11 protein-coding genes are annotated in these 19,298 nt (G+C 74.1%); 4 read left to right on the forward strand and 7 right to left on the reverse strand.

Features of this window, described 5'->3' with window-relative positions:
• Positions 1–176 precede the first annotated feature (176 nt).
• A complete protein-coding gene (locus GYH36_RS16495) occupies positions 177–3,335 on the reverse strand; it encodes a family 43 glycosylhydrolase (RefSeq protein ID WP_162290409.1) in 3,159 nt (1,052 codons plus the stop codon).
• A gap of 479 nt (positions 3,336–3,814) precedes the next feature.
• The gene (locus GYH36_RS19375; protein WP_203231966.1) at positions 3,815–4,336 is read right to left on the reverse strand and encodes a potassium channel family protein; all 522 of its coding nucleotides are present in this window, start codon (positions 4,334–4,336) and stop codon (positions 3,815–3,817) included.
• Positions 4,337–4,423: 87 nt separating this feature from the next.
• On the opposite strand from GYH36_RS19375, the gene GYH36_RS16505 reads away from it, so the two are divergent.
• From GYH36_RS16505 to GYH36_RS16515, 3 genes are all read left to right on the forward strand, one after another.
• Positions 4,424–5,887, forward strand: a complete 1,464-nt coding sequence (locus GYH36_RS16505) for a DNA repair protein RadA (protein ID WP_034603098.1) — start codon at positions 4,424–4,426, stop codon at positions 5,885–5,887.
• Positions 5,888–6,050: 163 nt separating this feature from the next.
• Positions 6,051–7,136 (forward strand): DNA integrity scanning diadenylate cyclase DisA, encoded by a 1,086-nt coding sequence (gene disA / locus GYH36_RS16510; RefSeq protein ID WP_024838825.1) that lies wholly within the window; start codon positions 6,051–6,053, stop codon positions 7,134–7,136.
• A gap of 43 nt (positions 7,137–7,179) precedes the next feature.
• Positions 7,180–7,902 carry a class I SAM-dependent methyltransferase gene (locus tag GYH36_RS16515; protein WP_024838826.1) on the forward strand — a complete coding sequence of 241 codons (723 nt, stop codon included), beginning with the start codon at positions 7,180–7,182 and terminating at the stop codon, positions 7,900–7,902.
• Positions 7,903–8,030: 128 nt separating this feature from the next.
• Here the strand turns inward: GYH36_RS16515 and GYH36_RS16520 are convergent, their stop codons facing one another.
• Both GYH36_RS16520 and GYH36_RS16525 read right to left on the reverse strand, forming a co-directional pair.
• Positions 8,031–12,686: a galactose-binding domain-containing protein gene (locus GYH36_RS16520; protein WP_246209480.1), complete on the reverse strand. Its 4,656-nt coding sequence runs from the start codon at positions 12,684–12,686 to the stop codon at positions 8,031–8,033.
• A 623-nt stretch (positions 12,687–13,309) separates the two neighbouring features.
• Complete coding sequence (locus GYH36_RS16525; protein ID WP_155098066.1) at positions 13,310–14,068, reverse strand: hypothetical protein; 759 nt, start codon at positions 14,066–14,068, stop codon at positions 13,310–13,312.
• Positions 14,069–14,239: 171 nt separating this feature from the next.
• Between GYH36_RS16525 and GYH36_RS16530 the strand changes: the two genes are divergently transcribed.
• The gene (locus GYH36_RS16530; protein WP_162290410.1) at positions 14,240–15,247 is read left to right on the forward strand and encodes an HhH-GPD family protein; all 1,008 of its coding nucleotides are present in this window, start codon (positions 14,240–14,242) and stop codon (positions 15,245–15,247) included.
• A 6-nt stretch (positions 15,248–15,253) separates the two neighbouring features.
• On the opposite strand, the gene GYH36_RS16535 is transcribed toward GYH36_RS16530, so the two are convergent.
• From GYH36_RS16535 to GYH36_RS16545, 3 genes are all read right to left on the reverse strand, one after another.
• A complete protein-coding gene (locus GYH36_RS16535; protein ID WP_162290411.1) occupies positions 15,254–17,221 on the reverse strand; it encodes a glycoside hydrolase family 127 protein in 1,968 nt (655 codons plus the stop codon).
• Between the two features lie 107 nt (positions 17,222–17,328).
• A complete protein-coding gene (locus tag GYH36_RS16540) occupies positions 17,329–18,222 on the reverse strand; it encodes a carbohydrate ABC transporter permease (RefSeq protein ID WP_081772128.1) in 894 nt (297 codons plus the stop codon).
• Position 18,223: 1 nt separating this feature from the next.
• Positions 18,224–19,129: a carbohydrate ABC transporter permease gene (locus GYH36_RS16545; protein ID WP_162290412.1), complete on the reverse strand. Its 906-nt coding sequence runs from the start codon at positions 19,127–19,129 to the stop codon at positions 18,224–18,226.
• Positions 19,130–19,298: the final 169 nt, after the last annotated feature.

The following is a 19,298-nucleotide window of genomic DNA, read 5'->3' on the forward strand; positions in this document are numbered from 1 at the left end:
ACACCCCCCCAAACCCCTCCTCGCCCCGGGCGCGTGGGCCGAGTTCTGTAAAAAACCCCCTGGCCGCGCGCCAACCTTCCCCCGGCGCGCGTGCCCGACACCCCGCGCCGGCGCGGGGTGTCGGGCACGCGCCGTGCGGCTTCACCCGCCCTGCGTCCCGGTGCCCGGCGGACCGGTCACCCGCAGGCGACCGCGCCGTGCTCCGCCGAGACCTGCGTCGTCACCTCCGCCCCGTCGGCCGTGCCCGTCGCGCGGACGGTGACGGTGCCCGCCGCGACGTCCGCGGCCCGGACCGCGAACGACTGGTAGGCGTTCTTCCCCGGCGCCACGCCCGCGACCTCGCGCGTGCCCCACGGCGTGTCGAGCACCACGTCGACGGGTGCGTCGTGGCCGTTGGCGGCGACCACGGCGACGTACGCCTTCCCCGCGAGGCAGCGCGCCTGCGCAGTGGCCGTGACGGGGAGCCCCGGCCCGCCGGTGCCCGGGTCGTCGGCGAAGACGCGCCACTCCGTGACCGCCACGGCGGAGTACGTGGTGCCGTTGCCGTTCGCCGTGAACGTCGCGCGCAGGCGCGACGTCGTGACGGGCTCGAACGTCACGGTGTTGAACGCGGTCGTGCTGGTCCCGTAGCCGGACGGGTCCGCCACGGGCTCCCACGCCTGCGCCGCGTCGTCCCAGTACTCGAGCAGCCAGGAGTCCGGGCGCACGACGCCGTCGCCGCTGCCCGGGTTCGAGTCCCGCCAGAACTTCAGCTCGGCTCCCGTGAGGCGGACCGGGCGGGACCAGTCGTACCGCACCCACTGGGTGGCGGGCCGGTTGCCGGACCACGTGCCCCAGATCTGGGCCTGGCTCGGGTCGGCCGGGTCCGCGCCGTCGTTGAGCGCGCCCACGCTGTTCCAGCCGGCGGTGTACGACGCGCTCGCGGTGGCGATCGGCGCGACGTTGCCCGTGAGCGGGCCGGAGATGTCGGCGGGGATCGTCACGGACCGCGGCGTCTCGGCGTTCCCCGCCACGTCGACGGCCCGGAACGACACGCGGTGCTGGTTCGTGTCGGGTGCCGCGACCGGCCCCTCGTACGCCTGCCACGCGCCCGTGCCGATCGCGTACTCGACGCGCGCGACGCCGGACGTCGCGTCCGTCGCGGTGACCGTCACCGTCCGGGCCGCCTCGTCGAGCGTCCCGCTGCTCACGGGGGCGACGCGGTCGATCCGGACGTCGAGCGCCGACTCCGCGGAGACGTTGCCCGCGCGGTCGGTCGCCGTCGCGAGCACCCGGTGCTCGCCGTCGCCGGCCACCGCGACCTCGGTCGTGCGCGTCGGCTCGGTGGTGACCGGGGCGCCGTCGTCCACCGTGGTGGCGAGGACCACGCGGCCGCCCGAGTCGTCGACGGCGTCGACCCGCACGCGCACGTCCGAGCGGAACCAGCCGGCGCTGCCCGCGCTGCCCAGCGGCGTGAGCGTGAGGGTCGGCGCGGTCCCGTCGCCCTCGGCCGCCCCCGCCGGGATCACCGTGACGTCGACGCTCACGCGCCCGCCCGCGTAGCCGAGCACCGAGCCCTCGACCGCGAACGTGCCCGGCGCGGCGACGTCGTCGGCCCTGACCTCGTCCCAGAACGCGGGGACCTGGAGGGTCTCGCCGCCCGGGAACGTCACCGGGACGGTGCCCGGCAGGTCGGTCTCGCCGACCTCGACCGTGACGCCGGGCGGGTCGACGGCGGCGGGCTGCTCCGCGAGGACCTTCCACTCCTCGACCGCGACGGCCGAGTACGTGCTGCCGTTCGTCGAGGCGTCGAGGACCGCGCGCAGCTGCGTCGTCGTGACCGGGTCGAACGTCGTCGTCTGGAAGCCGCTCGTGCCGGTGCCGTACCCGCTGGGGTTCGACACGTCGACCCACGTGCCGCCGCCGGACGCGTCCCAGTACTGGATGCGCCACGAGGCGGGCGCCGCGACGCCGACCCCCGTGCCCTGCGGCTGGTCGTTCCAGAACTCGATCTGCGAGCCCGCGAGACGCATCGGCTGGTCCCACGTGTACTGGACCCACTGCTGCGGCGGGTTGCTCCCCGTCCACGTGCCCCACATGTCCGGGGGCAGCGGGTTGGGCCGCACGATCTCGTCGTTGAGCGCCTTCTTCCAGTACTGCGTGGGCACGGGCTCGTTCGACACCGTGACCGTCGCCTCCTGCGCGACGTTCGCCCGCGGGGTCGTGTCCTTGACCTTCGGCGGCGTCGTGACGACCTGCTTCATGCGCGGGGGCGACTGGGTGTCGTCCCACTCGACGCGGTCGATCGCGACCGAGCGGCGGAAGTGGTTGCCGCCCTCGGCGTCGGCCGTGTGGTACGCGATCCACCACTCGCCGTCGAGCTCGACGATGCCGGGGTGGCTCGTCGTCGACGACACCGGCGCGAGGATCGTCCCCCGGTACGTCCACGGGCCCTGCGGCGACGTCGCCGTGCCGTACGCGATGCACGCGTGGTAGTTCGCGGGCGTGCACGACGACGTCGGCCCGGCGTTGTTGCCGGCGTACGCCAGGTAGTAGGTCCCGTCGCGCTCGAACGCCCACGCCGCCTCGAAGAAGCCGGTGAGACCGGTGACCGTGCGGACCTGCCCGACCGGGGTCTTCATGTCCTGCGCGAGCTCGAGCATGCGCAGGTTCGAGAAGCTGCCCCACCAGACGTAGACGCGGGCGTCGTCGCCCTCGCCGTCGACGAGCACCGTCGGGTCGATGTTGTGGATCGTGTTCGGCGTCGGCACGCGCTGGGAGATGATCGGTCCGCCCACGTGGTCGGTCCACGGACCGGTCGGGGTGTCCGAGACCGCGACGCCGATGCCGAACGCGTCGCTCGCAGGGCTGTCCGCCTCGTTGACCGGCACGTACCAGTAGTAGCGGCCGTCCACGCCCCGGACGACCTGGCCCGCGTACGCACGGCCCGGCGTGGCCCAGTCGAAGACCTGCTCGGGCCGCATGAGCGACGGGTGGTGGGTCCACTCGCCCGCGTCGACGTCGCTCGTCACGAACGCGCCCCACTCGTTCATGACGAAGTCGTTGCGCGTCGGGCCGGCCTCGTCGTGCCCGGTGTAGACGTACAGCTGGTCGGTCGCGGTGTCGTTGCCGGGAGCGCCCGCCGGGACGACGAGCGGCGCCGGGTCGGCCGAGTAGTAGCTGCCGTCGCCGAGGATCGGGTTCTGCGTGCTCGTGAACGTGTACGGGTCGGCCGCGGCCGCCGGCGCGGCGGTCGCCGCGAGCCCGGTGAGCGCGAGCGCCGCGCACAGCGCGGAAGCGACCGCCCGGGCGCGGCTGCGCCCGCGCGACGGCCGGGTGGTGGGTCTGTCGGTCATGGCCTGGTCTCCTGACGGTCGGGGCCGCGCACGGCGCGGGCCGGCGGGTCGTGCGGGGAGGTCGTGCGCCCCGGGAGTTCCCTCGGCTCCCGGGGCGCACGGTCGTGGGGCCCGTGCCGGCGGGCGTCCGACCGCGTGCGGTGCGGTCGGGGACGGCGGCGACGCCCCCGCCGGGCGGGGGTCGGACGCGTCACCGCCGTCGCGTCACCGCCGTCGTGGCGGCACCGCGGGTACGTCGGGGGGCGGTGGTCGCGCTCGCGTCGTCACGGGCGTGCACCTCTCGTCGTCGAGCCGGTCGTCCGCTGCCGACCATGCCATATCCGGAAACATGATCGCAATGGTTTTCGGTGAGGCTGGCGGAGGTTTCGGCGCCCGCGGCCGCAGACGGCTCGGTGACTCGCCGGAGAACCGCAGGACGGCGCGCCGCGTCGGCCGTGACGGGGCGCCGGGCCCGCGCGCGCCGCGGAAACGTCGAGCCGCTACTTTTCGGGATGCGGCGACCCCTCGCGCCGCCCGACGCGAGCCTGCGCGCGCGACGTCGCGATGGAGACGAGCACGCCGACGACGACGAGGTCGAGCGCGATCTGCACCATCGTGACGATCTTCGCCGCCTCGCCCGTCGGGTGGACGTCGCCGAACCCGACGGTCCCGAGCGTCACGACCGCGAAGTACAGCGCGTCCGTCCGGTTCTCGATCCCGACGAACTGGTCGGCCATGAGGTAGTAGGCGAGCGCGAAGAACGTGACGACCGGCAGGAGCAGGCCCATCACGGACTGCACGCGCACGCTCGGCGTCGCCCATGCGCGCAGCTGGCGACGCACCTGGACCACGAGCAGCGCGCACAGCAGGCCGAGCCCCGCTGCGAAGACGACGACCTGCACGACCTCCGGGGCCGCGTCGCGCGGGAGCGGGACGCCGTAGTACACGGTGAGGCACGCCGTCGTCGACGCGACCGTGAGGATGAGCGTCCACCACGGGCTGTCGTGCGGGAGCCGGCGCATGGCTCCAGCATCCCGCGCGGCCGTGCGCCCGGCGCGGCGGGCGCGGCGGGCGCGGGCGGTGTCGGGGGTCGTGGCTAGGTTGGGCGCGTGACCTCCTCGACCGCCCAGGCCCGCTCCGCGGCCGGCAAGCGCGCCCGCCCCGCCTACCGCTGCAGCGAGTGCGGGTGGACCACCGCCAAGTGGGTGGGCCGCTGCGGCGAGTGCCAGGAGTGGGGCACGGTGACGGAGGACGCGCCGGCCGCTTCCGGGCCGCGCACGACGGCCGTGACGCCGAGCCGCTCCCCCGCGCGCCCCATCGGCGAGATCAGCGTCGAGGCGGCCCGCGCCACCCCGACCGGCGTCTCCGAGTTCGACCGTGTCCTCGGTGGCGGCATCGTCCCGGGCGCCGTCGTGCTCCTCGCCGGGGAGCCCGGCGTCGGCAAGTCGACGCTCCTGCTCGCGGTCGCGAGCAACGTCGCCGCGGGCGGCTCGGACCTGCCGACGGTGCGGCCCGCCGGCGAGCGCGCGCCTGCCGGGGCCGTCCGCCCGACGCCGTCCCCGCGCCGCGTCCTGTACGTCACGGGCGAGGAGTCGGCCGGGCAGGTCCGGCTCCGGGCGGAGCGCGTCGGGGCGCTCGCGCCCGGACTGCTCCTCGCCGCGGAGACGGACCTCGCCACGGTTCTCGGCCACATCGAGGCGACGGAGCCCGACCTGCTCGTCGTGGACTCGGTGCAGACGATCGCGTCCGCGCTCGTCGAGGGCGCGCCCGGCGGCGTGAGCCAGGTGCGCGAGGTCGCGGCGTCGCTCATCGCCGCGGCGAAGGCGCGTGACCTCCCGGTGATCCTCGTGGGCCACGTGACCAAGGACGGCTCGGTCGCCGGGCCGCGCACGCTCGAGCACCTCGTCGACGTCGTGTGCCAGTTCGAGGGCGACCGCCACTCGCGCCTGCGGCTCGTGCGCGCCGTGAAGAACCGCTACGGGCCCACGGACGAGGTCGGCTGCTTCGACCTCACCGAGAACGGCATCGTCGGGCTCGCCGACCCGAGCGGCCTGTTCCTCTCGCACACGGGTGCCGGCGTGCCCGGCACGTGCGTGACCGTCACGCTCGAGGGCCGGCGGCCGCTCGCCCTGGAGATCCAGTCGCTCGTCGTGCCGAGCTCGCTGACGAACCCGCGCCGCACCACGAGCGGCGTGGACTCCAGCCGCCTCGCGATGATCCTCGCCGTCATGCACCGGCACGCGGGCGTCCGGCTCGTCGACCAGGACGTGTACGCGTCGACGGTCGGCGGGGCCAAGGTGACCGAGCCCGCCGCCGACCTCTCGATCGCGCTCGCCGTGCTCTCCGCCCGCGAGGACGAGGCCCTGCCGCAGGGCACGGTCGCGTTCGGCGAGGTCGGGCTCGCGGGGGACATCCGGCCCGTCACCGGCCTGGACCGCAGGCTGGCGGAGGCCGCGCGGCTCGGCTTCACGCGCGCCGTCGTGCCGCGCGGGTCGTTCCCCCGCCCCGTCGAGGGCATGACGATCCTGCCGGCGCGGCACCTGGGCGAGGCCGTCGAGCTCGCCCGCACCTGACCGCCCGCGCACACCCGCGGGCGGCGAGCCGCGGCCCGGGTGCTCCGCCCACCGGGTGGGACGGGAAGCGCGCAGACGACGTCGTGACCGGATCGTGACCTGTTTGTGACGCATACCCGCGGGTTCCCGCGGCTGGGACGACCGCGCAGCGTAGGATTCCTCCGTGGCCAACTCCCCCGCGCACCCCGACGAGATGCTCCGGGAGACCCTTGCCGCCGTGGCACCCGGGACCGAGCTCCGCGACGGCCTCGAACGGATCCTGCGCGGCCGGACGGGCGCCCTCATCGTGCTCGGGCTGGACAAGGTCGTCGAGGAGATGTGCTCGGGCGGGTTCCAGCTCGACGTCGGCTTCTCGGCGACGCGCCTGCGCGAGCTGTCGAAGATGGACGGCGCCGTCGTGCTGGACCGCGACGCCAACCGGATCCTGCGCGCCGCCGTCCAGCTCCTGCCGGACCCGACGATCGAGACGACCGAGTCCGGCACGCGGCACCGCACCGCGGAGCGCGTGGCCAAGCAGAGCGGGTTCCCCGTCATCTCCGTGAGCCAGTCGATGCGGATCGTCGCGCTCTACGTCGGCGGGCAGCGGCACGTCCTGGAGGACTCCGACACGATCCTGTCGCGCGCCAACCAGGCGCTCGCGACGCTCGAGCGCTACCGCGCGCGCCTCGACGAGGTGTCCGGGACGCTCTCCGCGCTCGAGATCGAGGACCTCGTCACGGTGCGCGACGTGTGCGCGGTGGTGCAGCGGCTCGAGATGGTGGCCCGCATCTCCGAGGAGATCGCGGGGTACGTCATCGAGCTCGGCACGGACGGGCGCCTCCTCGCGCTCCAGCTCGACGAGCTCATCGGCGGCATCGGCTCCGACCGCGAGTTCGTCATCCGCGACTACGTGGACCTCGGTCGCAAGGACCGCTCGCTCGCGGACGTCCAGAAGGCCCTCGGGGGCCTGGACTCGACGCAGCTCCTCGACCTCGGCCAGATCGGCCGCGTGCTCGACCTCCCCGGGGGCGGCGACGCGCTCGACGCGGCCGTCGCGCCGCACGGCTACCGGCTCCTGTCGAAGGTGCCGCGCCTGCCGGCGACGATCATCGACCGGCTCGTGGCGCACTTCGGCGGGCTCCAGAAGCTCCTCGCCGCGAGCATCGACGACCTCATGACGGTCGACGGCGTCGGCGAGCAGCGCGCCCGCGCCGTCCGCGAGGGCCTGTCGCGCCTCGCCGAGTCGAGCATCCTCGAGCGCTACGTCTGACCTGCCGGACCGTCCGCACGACGAGACCGCACGGAGGGGGACCGTGGACCACGTCGACGAGTGGTCGGCCCTGGCCGACGCCTGGGCGCGCTGGTGGGCGCCTGCCGCCGCCCCGGCTCAGCGCGCCATCCTCGACGCGGCACGCGTCGGGTCCGGCACGCGCGTGCTCGACGTCGGGTGCGGCACGGGCGAGCTCGTGGCCATGGCCGTCGAGCGCGGGGCCGTGGCCGCCGGGTGCGACGCGGCCGAGGGCATGATCGACGTCGCCCGGCGCCGCAGCCCGGACGCGGACCTGCGCGTCGCGCACGCCGAGCGCCTCCCGTGGCCCGACGACTCCTTCGACCTCGTGGCGCTCGTCAACGCGCTCGCGTTCACCGACGTCGCGCAGACGCTCGTCGAGTGCCGCCGTGTCGGCGCCGCCGTGGCCGTCGCGACGTGGGCCGAGGACGACCTCAACGAGCTCACGGTGCTCGAGCGCGTCGTCGCGGGCGAGGACCACGAGCCGAGCGACGAGACGCGCGAGGAGGGGCACCTCGGGACGCTCCTGGCCGAGCACGGCTTCACCGTGGAGACCGAGCAGCTCGCCCCGGCGCCCATGGTGCTCGCCGACGCCGACGAGCTCGTCGCCGCGATCATGTTCGGCGAGTCCGACGAGCTGCGCGCCGAGCTGCGCCCCGACGTCCTCGCGGCCGCCCGTCCGTTCCGTCGGCCCGACGGCTCCTACCTCCTGCACAACGCCTTCCGCTGGGCCCTCGCCCGCCGCTGACGCGATCCCGGCTGCCATACGGCCCACCCGCCGAACACGGGGTCGATGTCGTCATCCCGTCGATAACGACATCAACCCCGTGCTCGCGACCGCGGAGCCCCGTGCTCGGGGCAGCGGTACCTGGCTGCTCAGCCGCAGGTGCGCGCGTCGTACTGCTCGGAGACGGTCGTCGACCTCCCCTCGGCGTCGGTGGCCACCACCGTGACCTCACCGGCCTCGACCGACGCCACGCGCGACGCGAACGACTGGTAGGCGTTCGCGCCGGGCTCGACGCCGTTGACGGTCTTCGCGCCGAACGGCGTGTCGAGCCGGACCGTGAGCGGCACCTCGTCGTCGTTCTGCGCACGGACCGCGACGTAGACCTTGCCCGCGAGGCAGCGGGTCTCGGCCGTGACGCTCACCGCCGGGCCCACCGGGACGCCGTCGCCCACGGTGAGGGTGAGCGTCGTGGACGTCGTGCCCGCCGTGCTCACGTAGTCCGGCAGGACGAGGTCACCCCGGATCACGTACACGCCCGGCGTCTCCACGACCGACTCGTCGTAGTCCCACTCGACGCCGATCGCCTGGTTGTCGCGCGAGCCGTCGTTGTAGGAGACGAGGACCTTCGTGGGCAGCCAGGGCTGCTCGCCGACGTCGACGCTCTGCTCGAACTGCTCGGCGCCCTGGATCGAGATGCCGCCCTGGGAGCTCTCCGGCCGCACGTAGACCTGCGCCTCGGCGATGAGGCCGTACGTCGTGTTCGTGCCGTAGACCGTGAACGGCTCGACGTTGGTCTCCGCCACCATGGCCGGCGTGATCGGCTGCCACGTGAAGTCGACCGCGCCCCGGCGCCCGCTGGAGTAGACGACGTCGAGCGACGCCGGCAGCTCGGGCACCTCGCCCGTCACCGTGCGCAGGATCACCGGGCTCGCGACGGAGTCCACGGTGTCGCCGTTGACGCGCCAGCGCAGGATGCCGGTCCCGGCACCGCTGCCCTGCACGCCGGTGATGCGCACGCGCAGGTAGCTCGCCTCGACGGGCTCGAACTCGAGGTGGTTGTACGCGTTGCGCTGGAGCGCGCCCGCGTACGTGGAGCCGCCGGTGAGGGTGACGGGCGTCCAGCTCGTGCCGTCCTGCGAGTACTCGACGGTGTACGTGTCCGCGCGCGGCATGCGCGTCCCGCCGTTGTCGTCGTACCAGTAGATGTCGGTCGACGCGACGAGCACCGGCGACTGCCACGCGTACCGGATCCACGCCGCGGTCTGCGGGCTCGTCCCGTTGGCCGGCTGACCCCACGTGCCCCAGCCCTGACCCGTCCCGGGGTTCGAGCTCCCCGGGGTCGACGACTCGTTGACGCGCAGCGGGTTCTCCCACGACGCCGACCCGCTCGTCGTGATCGTCGCGAGCGCACCGAACTCGGCGGACGTCGCCTTCTCGGTGAGCTCGACCTCGACGTCGCGCTCGGTCGTCAGCTCGCCGTCCGACGCCGTGAGGCGGAAGACGTACTCGCCCGCGACCGTGCCCGTCACCGTCGTGGTGAGGGAGCCGGCGTCGCCGAAGATGACGCCCGCGCCGTCGGGTGCCGAGACCGTCGACCACCCGTACTCGATCGTGCCGTCCTCGGGGATGCCGTCGTCGGTCACGGTGCCGACGAGCGTCGTGGACAGGTTGCCGTCCTTCGACCGGTCGACGGTCACGCCGACCGTCGGGGCGTCGTTGACGACCTCGGGCACGTCGCGGCCCGAGTCGAACACCTGGATCTCCGAGATCGCCGTCCAGAACGACGGCGTGTTCGTGAACGCGACGCGGACCTTGTCCGTCGTCACGGCCTCGAAGAGCGCCTCGTTGAACTTCGGGCCCGGGATCTTCGGCGCCTTGAAGGTGTCGGGGACCGACGTCCAGCCGCCCGCGCCGTCGGGCACCTGGATCGAGTACCGCAGCGGCTCGCGGTACCCGCCGGCCTGCCGGTCGCTGACGAACCAGACCTTGACGTTGTCGAACGTCGTGGGCTCGCCGAGGTCGAGCTCGACGTAGCCCGTGTCGCCCTCGGTGCCGTAGTTGCCCCAGTAGGGCTCGTTGGCCGTGCTGCCGTCGGTGACCGCGGCGAGCGACACCGGCCGCTCGGTCTCCTTGATCGCGCCCGGCGTGTAGTTCATCGAGCCCGTGCTCCAGCCCGGGGTGTGGAACTGGCGCCACGGCGTCGGGCGCGCGCCCTGCTGGGTGGCCGACGACGACAGCTCGGCGCCGCGCGCGAGGTTGCCCGCGTCCTCGGTGAGGTCGATGCCCGCCGTCTTGAGGTACGCGACGACGCGCTCGTCCTCGATCGGGGTGTCCACGGCCGTGGGCACGTCGGCGCCCTCGTCCGCGACGACCTCGACCGCGAGGCCCTCGTCGGACTCGACGACCTCGTTCGCCGCCGGGTCGTAGACGAACCGGCCGAGCGCGTCGGCGGCGGCCTTGCGCTCCCCGTCGACGAACAGGCTGTACCCCGCCCCGAGGCCGTAGTGCGACCCGTCCTCGTCCCACACGATCGTCACGTCGTGGCCGTGGTAGCGCAGGTTGTTGACCATGAAGTGCTCGTACCCGAGGTCGATCGGCCAGAGCTCGATCTTGTCGTCGGACCGCGGCTGGATGCCGCCCATGTCCTCGACGTAGATGTAGTTCATGTTGCCGAGCATCACGTGGTTGGGGTTGTTGCGGTTGAACGTGCGCGTGCTCGGGTTCCAGTTCGAGTAGTACTCGGCCTGGTTGGGCACGAGCGCGTTGCCGTTCGGGTAGATGCTCCACGCCATCCAGTCGAGCAGCTTCGCGGCGTACTCGGGGGTGATGTACGTGTGGTCGGGGTCGTAGTGCCGCAGCGCGGAGCGCACCCCGCGGTACTGGACCGTGAAGTTGATGTTGGAGAAGTTGTTCGAGCCGCCGATCCCGAACTTGGCCCGGTCGTACTGATTGGCCGTGTAGAACGGGAAGATCGGGAAGTTGTCGCCGTACCGCAGGAAGCGGAAGCCGTCGACGTACTGGTCGGCGTCCTCGAACGGGATGAGGTTCTCGGCGTAGATGTCGTAGAGGTTCGACTCCTTCGCCGGGATGAGGTCGCGCTCGGCGGCGCTGAGCGGGTTCTGGGCACCGCCGGACGTCGCACCGTGCGACGTGCCGGCGAGGAACATGCGCATCTCCTCGCTCCACAGGCGGCCGAGGATCGCGTCGCGGATCTCGTCCGCGGTCTCGCCCATCTCCGCGACCTTCGCCGGGTCCGCCCCGGCCATCGCGTAGAGCTGGCGCGCCGCGTCGAACGCGCCCCACACGTAGGCCGACTCGGGCCGCTCGATCGTGCGCGCACCCGGAGCGCCCGCGTTCACCTTGGGGTACCCGAAGCTGATCGCGTCGGCGTCGTTGCCGGGCATGTAGTTGGTGTCGTACGCGATGAGCCCGTCACCGTTGCCGTCGTAGTGCTCGAGCTGCCCCGTGCCGTCGCCCTCGAAGTACGTCGCGAAGCGCTCGGCGACCGCCGGACCGCCGCCGTGCACGTTGTACGCCTCGAGGCCCGCGGTGCCGAGGTACTGCGAGTAGTGGTTGTTCCAGCTCGTGTGCCCCGGGCTGTCGAGGAACGCGGACGCCCCGGACAGCTCGCCGATGTTGAGGATCTGCCCGTAGCCGAGGTACGGGTTGCGGATCCACTTGGTGTCCTGCAGGTGCATGGGCTGCGTGAGCGCCACCGCGTTCTGGTAGAGGTTCACGCCCTCGATCGTCGTCGGGTACTGGTAGACGTAGCCCGGCTCGTTCGCGTCGAGGCTGTTGTACCGCTCGCCCCACCAGCGGTACACGATCGCCTTCTCGACCGCCGGGTCCGGCACGTCGATGTAGGGGATGTCCTGCGCCCACTGCCGGTTGAACGCCGTCACGCCCGTGCGGAACGCGTCCGCGGGCGCGAGCTCGGCGTACTCGTGGAAGCTCTTCACGGACTCCGGGAGCGTGTCGCTGGAGAGGACACCGACGACGGAGAGGTCGACCGAGCCCCCGGCGGGGACGGTGACCTCACGGTCCAGGTTGGTGCCCGAGCGCTCGAACCCGGGTGCCTTGAGCCCGATCGTCACGTCGGCCCACGGCGTGTCGACGAGCCCGTTGTTCGCGCCGCTCGTCAGGGTGCGCGTGCCCGTCAGCTCGTCCGCGGACTCCGTGGACGTCGTCGCGAGCGGCGACGACGCCCGGACGGTGAACGTCACGTCGCTCGTGCCCGGGTTGCTGAACGTGATGGCGGACAGCGCCACGTTGTCGTACGTGATGAGCTTCTTGAGGTCCGCGACGACGCCCGTCGACCCGACGGTGTAGCGCGCCTTCGCGTGGCTCGGCGCGTTGAAGCGCTGGGCCCCGACCTCGGTGACCGTCTGCCCCGGCACCGTCACGGTGTAGAGGTTGCCGAGGTTGTTGGGGCCGCCCGCGAACGCCGACCCGGCGAAGCCCATGACTCCCCAGTTGCTGTTGCCGCGCATGTACAGCGAGCGCCCGCGCGTCTGCAGCACGTTGTTGCCGGACGTGCCGCTCACCCCGAGCACGCGGTCGAGGTAGTAGTCCGTGCCTCCCGCGGCGAGGTCCTTGTCGAAGATCGACCCGTGCATCGACCCGGCGGTCCACGGCACGCCGGGCTCGAGCGCCGCGGCGACCGGACCCAGGTTCGTGTAGACCGGGTCACCGATGTCCATCGAGTCGGTCGTGCCGCTCGTGTAGACGCCGATGTCGCTCTCGTTGCCCGGCACGACGTCGGCCTGCGCCGCCGGTGCCACCAGGGCGACGCCGGTCACGGCCATCGCCCCTGTCATCGCCGAGGCGACGACCCTTCTGAACGCTCTCCCCGACATCACCAAGTCCTCTCCATCGGGAACCGGAACCGTCTCGGGACGACGTCGCGGACGCGCGTCGCGCGGGCGGACCGCCTCGTCCGCCCGCCCTGCCCGGGACGCATGACCTCGTTCGTCGTCCTGCTCGCGCCGCACCGCGGAGCGCTCGTGCCGGGGCGAGCGCCCCGGCGCCCTCCGCGGTGAGGTCGCCAGTCGCGAGCCAGTCAACCAGCCGGATCGCTCGACCGCAATGGTTTTCGGTCTCGACTTCGAGGATCGGATCGTGGGAGCCGTTCGACCATGATCGGCAGATTTTGTTGGTAGATCGGTGTTCTCGGATCGTGCGACGCAATCTCACTCTTCGGCAGATCGACATGGAAGGCGAAACTCCGAAAGCCAGTGGTCATCGCTTTCACACCGTGCCGTGAGGTCAGACGCCGCGCGGGTGAACGGCCCACGATCGGCGCACCGTCGGTGTCGCCCGCCCGGCGGGTGCGGCGGCGCCAGCGGGTGCGGCGACCCCGACGGGCGGCGGCGTCACCTCCGGCGCGCGGCCCACCCTCGGCGGCCGAAGTCACGCCCGACGGGCGAGATCACCCCTCGGTGGGCGCGGTCGCCTCCTCCGGCGCGGTCGCGCCGTCCGCCGGGGTCGCGCCGTCCGTGGCCGGCGGCGTCGTGGCCTCCGGGTCGGGCGTGGGTTCGGGCGGCGGGAGCAGGGTGAACGTCACGGGTTCGCTCGTCGCCCCCTCGACGCCCGCGATGCTCAGGACGGCGGTGTAGGTCCCGGGCCCGACCTCCGGCTGGTCGGGGGCGCAGCCCTCGACGGACCGGTGCCGGTCCCAGCGCACGAGCCGCGACGGGTCCTCGTCGCCGGTGCTCATGAGCAGAAGGCGCTCCGTCGAGCCGCAGTGCGCGGACGACCAGACGAGCTCGTCGCCCGCGTAGACGAGCACCTGGCGGCCGGCGTCCGAGCCGTCGACGAGGCACGGACGGCCGCCCGACTGCCGGACGGTCACGTCGAGCTGGACGGCGCGGCCGGGCTCGTACTCCGTGGCGCTGGCCGCGAGCGCCAGCTCGAGCGACGCGGCCGTGCAGTCCTGGGGCGGTCCGGGGGCGTCGGGCGTGGGCGGCGCCGACTTCCCCTCCTGGGCGACGGCGTCGCGGTCGAGGAGCGGCACGACGGCGCGCACGACGACCTGCCCGAGCAGGACGAGCCCGACGACGAGGGCGGCGAGCAGGAGGAGCGCGACGAGACGGCGCCGCAGCAGGGCCCCGCGGGTGGGCCTGCGGCCGGGCCCGGTGCGCGGGCTGCTGCTGGGCCGGGGGGCGCGGTCGGTCCGCGGCGTGCTCACGGGTCCTCCGTCGTGGTGGTGCTGGTCGTCGCCCACGGTATCCGCGGGGGCGCCCGCCTCGGCCGGTGCCGCGCCGACGACGGCCCAGGTCGGGGCAGAATGGCCCGTGCCCCCGCTCCCCCGCCGCTCCCCCGAGGTGCCGCGCACCCACCGAGAGGACGACCGTCGCCCATGACCGCCGTGCGCCCCGCCCGGACGGCCGCTGGCCCGTCGTCCGCCGCCGCGACGTCCGCCGCCGCGTCCCCCGACGCCACGTCGCCGGTCGTCGCGTCGCCGGACCCCGCGACGCCCGACGCGTACGCCGGGCTGCGCGACGCCGTCGGGCGCTGGTTCGCCGAGACCGCGCGCGACCTGCCGTGGCGCGCCGCGGACCGCACGGCGTGGGGCGTCCTGGTGAGCGAGGTCATGCTCCAGCAGACCCCGGTCGTGCGCGTCGAGCCCGTGTGGCGCGCTTGGATGGACCGGTGGCCCGAGCCGGCGGACCTCGCGGCGGCGCCGACGGCTGACGTGCTGCGCGCCTGGGGGCGCCTCGGCTACCCGCGCCGCGCGCTGCGCCTGCAGGAGTGCGCGCGCGCTGTCGTCGAGCGGCACGGCGGCGAGGTGCCCCGCGGCGAGGCGGCGCTGCGCGCGCTGCCGGGCGTCGGGGAGTACACCGCCGCGGCGGTGACCGCGTTCGCGCACGGGCGCCGCGCCGTCGTCGTCGACACGAACGTGCGCCGCGTGCTCGCGCGCGCCGTCGGGGGCGTCGCGCTGCCTGCGCCGTCGTACACGGCGGCCGAGCGCGCGACCGCCGCCGCGGTGGCGCCGCCCGGGGACGAGGACGCGGTGCTGTGGGCCGCCGCGTCGATGGAGCTGGGCGCGCTCGTGTGCACCGCCCGCGGTCCCCGGTGCGGGGCGTGCCCGGTGCGCGACGCGTGCGCGTGGCGGCGCGCCGGGCGGCCCGGCGACGAGCACGCCGACCGCCGCCGCACCCAGGCCTGGGCGGGCACCGACCGCCAGGCGCGCGGGCGCGTCATGGCGGTCCTGCGCGACGCGCCCGGGCCCGTGCCGCGCGCGGTCGTGGCCGACGCGTGGCACGACGCCGCCCAGCTCGACCGCTGCGTCGCGAGCCTCGTCGAGGACGGGCTCGTCGAGCAGGTGGACGGGCCGGGCGGCGCGCTGTACCGGCTCCCCGCCTGACCCGCGTCAGACGGTCGGCAGCCAGACGCGCATCGTCGACGGCCCGCGCTCGGCCCACTCGTGGTACGGGACGAGGGGCACGTCCACGGCCCGCCCGGCCGGGTCCGCGCCGCCGGCCGCCCGGCCCGGGGCCCCGTCCTGCAGGGGTGCGTACGGCCACGGTGCGCTCGGCGGGTCGACGAGCAGCCCGCGCACGACGACGCGCCCGTCCTCCTCGCGCGGCGGCACCGAGGGATCCACCCGCAGGTCGGCGACGTCGCGGCCGTCCGGCAGGTCGACCGACTCGACGCACAGGACCTCGGGGCCGCGCTGCACGGCGACGCACCCCCGCACGGCGTCCACGCGCTCGTCCGGCACGAGGAACCGCGGCGCGACGTCGAGCTCGAGCGTGACGACGCTCCCCGGCCGCAGGTCCGGGACCGCGACCGTGCCCACGGGCGCGCGGCGCGCCGGCCCGTCGTCGACGACGAGCACCGCCGATCCCGACCACGCCGGGACACGCAGCGTGAGCGCCCAGCGCTCGGGCGCCTCCGTGACGCGCACGCGGACGCGCCCGTCCGCGGGATAGCCGGTCTCGACCTCGAGCGCGACGGCCTCGCCCGAGGGCAGCGTCGCGCGCACCTCGCTCGGCGCGTACTGGTGGAGCTGCACGCCGCCGTCGTCGACGGTCGCGACGTACCCGGCGAGGCTCGCGAACGTGCGTGCGACGTTCGGCGGGCAGCACGACACCTCGAACCACGGCGCGCGCAGCGACGACTCGGCACGCTTGCTCACCTGGTCCGGCGCCGCGGGCTCCCCCGGGACGCGCTGGTGCAGCGTGTTGGCGTAGTAGAAGGCGCGGCCGTCGCGCGCGGGCGACGTCGCGACGACGTTGAACAGCGCGCGCTCGACGGCGTCGGCGTACCGGGGGTCGCCCTGCGCGAGCAGGAGGCGCCAGGCGACCATGACCGACCCGATCGACGCGCACGTCTCGGAGTACGCGCGGTCGGGCGGCAGCACGAAGTCGTCGCCGAACGCCTCGTCCTGGTGGTGCGACCCCTGCCCGCCCGTGACGTACGTGCGCGTGGCCTGCGTGCGCTCCCACTGCCGCGCGACGGCGGCCACGAGCGCGTCGTCGCCGGTCTCCACGGCGACGTCGACGGCGCCCGCGGCGAGGTAGTTGGCCCGCACGGCGTGCCCGCGGAAGACGGTCGCCTCCCGCACCGGGACGTCGTCCTGGTAGTACGCGCGGCCCCACTCGATGTCCGCGAGGGTGCCGTGCCCGCGGCGCTCGACGAAGAGCGCCGCCTGGCGCACGTACCGCGGCTCGTCGAGGGCGCGCCCGAGCTCCGCGAGCGCCACCTCGACCTCCGCGTGGCCGCACACCCCCCGGCGGCCGTCCGGCCCGAACGTCTCGCACACGTGGTCCGCGGAGCGCCGTGCGACCTCGACGAGCAGGTCGTCCGGGTGCCCGGTGCGCACGCGGGCGACGGCCGCCTGCATGAGGTGCCCCTGGACGTAGAGCTCGTGGCCCCACTCGAGGTCCGAGTAGCGCGCGGGCTGGCCGGGGTTGCCGAACCGCGTGCACACGTACCCGTCGGGGGCCTGCGCCGCGGCGACGCGCCGCACGATCGCGGCGAACCGGCGCTCGAGCGCGTCGTCGGGGCGGCGGCCCAGCTCCCACGCCATGGCCTCCAGGAGCTTGTAGACCTCGGAGTCGGAGAACTCGCGGCCCCGGCGGGTCGTCGAGACGTCGCCGCGCGCGACGGCGTCGAAGTTGCCCAGCCAGCCCTCGTCCTCGAGCCACCGCTCGATGTGCGCGAGGGTCGCGGTCCGGTTGACCTCCTGCCGCTCGGCCCAGAACCCGCCCGTGATGCGCACCTGCGCGAGCCCGAGCGGCTGCAGCCTCCCCGTCGCGGGGACGACGGGGCGGCCCCCGTCCGTCGGGCGGGCACCGGTCCCCGTCGACCGGGGCACGGTGGGGGTCGTGGTCATGGCTGCACCTCCGGGGGCGACGGCGTCGCCTTGTCGTTCGTGGGGGACGCCGCGGGGCGTCGGGGTGTCGGTGGGTCGGGCCGGGGCGGGCTCGCGCGCGTGGGTCGTCATCCCTTCAGCGCCCCGGACATGAAGCCGCGCACGTAGTGGCGCTGCAGGAGCAGGAAGAGCACGACGCACGGGACGGCGAGCACGACGACGCCAGCCTGGGTGGCGCCGTAGTCGACGATCCCCATGACCTGCTGGCGCATGTTCGCGACCGCGAGCGGCAGGGGCGCCTTCGTCGAGTCGGTGATGAGGATGAGCGGCGCGACGAAGTCGTTCCACGCGGCGAGGAACGCGAACAGCCCGACCGTGATGAGCCCCGGCTTGACCGCGGGCACGAGCACGCGGCGCAGGGCGCCGAACGACGAGCAGCCGTCGACCATCGCGGCCTCGTCGAGCTCGCGCGGCACCGACTCGAACGAGATGCGCATCATGAACGTCGCGAACGGGAGCTGGAACATGGTCAGCACGAGCGCGAGCCCGAGCAGCGAGTTCTGCAGGTGCAGCGTGTTGAGCAGCACGTAGAGCGGGATGAGCAGGGTCGCGTACGGGACCATGAGGATCGCGAGCGTCACGAGGAACAGCACGTCGCGCCCCGGGAACCGGAACCGCGCGAACGCGAACCCGCCGAGCAGCGAGACCACGAGCGTGAAGAGCACGGTGAGACCCGAGACGACGACCGAGTTCAGCAGGTACTGGCCGATGCCCGCCTGGTAGCGCGCGAGCGTCACGTAGTTGCCGAACCCCCAGCCGTCGACCTGCGCGCTGCCGGGCTGCGGCGAGAACGACGCGACGCCGGCCCACACGAGCGGGAAGAGGAAGACGATCGCGAGCCCGCCCGTGAGGACCCAGTAGGGCGTCCGGGTGAGGACGCCGGCGATGCGGGCGCGCGGCGCCGCGGCGCCCGGGCGCGCGGGGCTCGTCGAGGGGACGGGTGCGGGTGCCGTGACGGCCATGTCACTTCTCCTCGGGGGCGCGCATGCCACGGACCTGCGCGATGTTGATGACGACGAGGGCCGCGAGCACGATGATCGACAGCGCGGCGGCCACGCCCAGGTCGTTCTGACCCTGGAAGGCGACGTTGTAGATCAGCTGGACGACCGTGATGGTGCTGTTGTCCGGCCCGCCCTTGGTGAGGATGTAGAACTGGTCGAACGCGAGCAGCGACCCCGTGACGCACAGGATCGTGCACAGCGCGAGCGACGGCCGCAGGAGCGGGAGCGTCACGCGCCCGAACGTCTGCCAGCGGCTCGCGCCGTCCATGCGCGCGGCCTCGTACACCTCGTGCGGGATGCCCTGGAGCCCGACCATGAGCAGGAGCATGTAGAAGCCCGCGAACCGCCAGACGATGAGGAACACGGTCGACCACAGCGCGCCGTCGGGCGACCCGAGGAACGAGATCGGCTCGTCCACGATCCCCAGCCGCTCCAGGAGCGGGGAGATCGGCCCGACCTGCGGCGAGTACAGCGCGTAGAAGAGGAGCGACGCGGACGCGAGGCCCAGCGCGCTCGGCACGAGGATCGACGTGCGCAGGAAGCTCTTCCACCGGCTCGACTCCTGCACGAGGAGCGCGAACCCGAGCCCCAGGGCGATGAGGAGCACGGTCGCGATGACGGTGTACTTCACCGTGAAGACGACGGAGTCCCAGAAGAACCGGTTCTCGACGGCGTCGCGGAAGTTGTCGGGGAAGTTGACGCCGCGGTTGCCCGCGAGGAGCGGCCAGTCGGACGCCGACATCTGGCCCACGAGGAGCACGGGCAGCACGAACAGGACGAGGACGAACGCCGCCGTCGGGGCGGCGTAGGCCCAGCCGCGGGCGGCCTGCGAGCGCCCGGGCCGCCGGCGACGGCGGTCGGCGCCCACGGCCCGCGCGGTGCGGGGCGGCCGGTCGTCGCTCGCGGCGGGGCCCCGCGCCGCCGCGCCCGGGGGGGCGGGGGGGGGGGGCGGGGGGGGCGCGGGGGGGCGGGGGGGGGGGGGGCCTGGTGGACGCGGGCCCGGTGGGGGGGACCGGCGCGCTCGCGCTCCTCGGCCT

This window comes from Cellulosimicrobium composti (genome assembly GCF_010287905.1).
GTDB lineage: Bacteria > Actinomycetota > Actinomycetes > Actinomycetales > Cellulomonadaceae > Cellulosimicrobium > Cellulosimicrobium composti.